The 431-nt window shown below is 52.4% G+C and carries 1 rRNA gene; it reads right to left on the reverse strand.

Going from position 1 to position 431, the window contains the following annotated elements:
• Window positions 1–431, reverse strand: a 23S ribosomal RNA gene (locus tag BK120_RS34365); the annotation flags it as partial.

Genomic DNA, 431 nt, shown 5'->3' on the forward strand with positions numbered 1-431 from the left:
GGTCACCAGGGAGTATTTAGCCTTGGCAGATGGTCCTGCCGGATTCCGACGGGGTTTCTCGTGTCCCGCCGTACTCAGGATCCGTCTCGGAGGGTGCTTGCTTTCGGTTACAGGGCTTTTACCTGCTCTGGCGGGCCTTTCCAGACCTCTTCGCCTACCAAACACTTTTGTAACTCCATGTGAGACGTCCTACAACCCCAAGAAGCAAGCTCCTTGGTTTGGGCTAATCCGCGTTCGCTCGCCGCTACTGACGGAATCACTATTGTTTTCTCTTCCTCAGGGTACTTAGATGTTTCAGTTCCCCTGGTATGCCTCTTACTAACCTATGTATTCAGTTAGTAGTAACTATCCATTACGATAGCTGGGTTTCCCCATTCGGAAATCCTCGGATCAATGCCTGCTTACGGCTCCCCGGGGCGGTATCGTTGTTC

It is taken from the genome of Paenibacillus sp. FSL A5-0031, from assembly GCF_001956295.1.
Lineage (GTDB): Bacteria > Bacillota > Bacilli > Paenibacillales > Paenibacillaceae > Pristimantibacillus.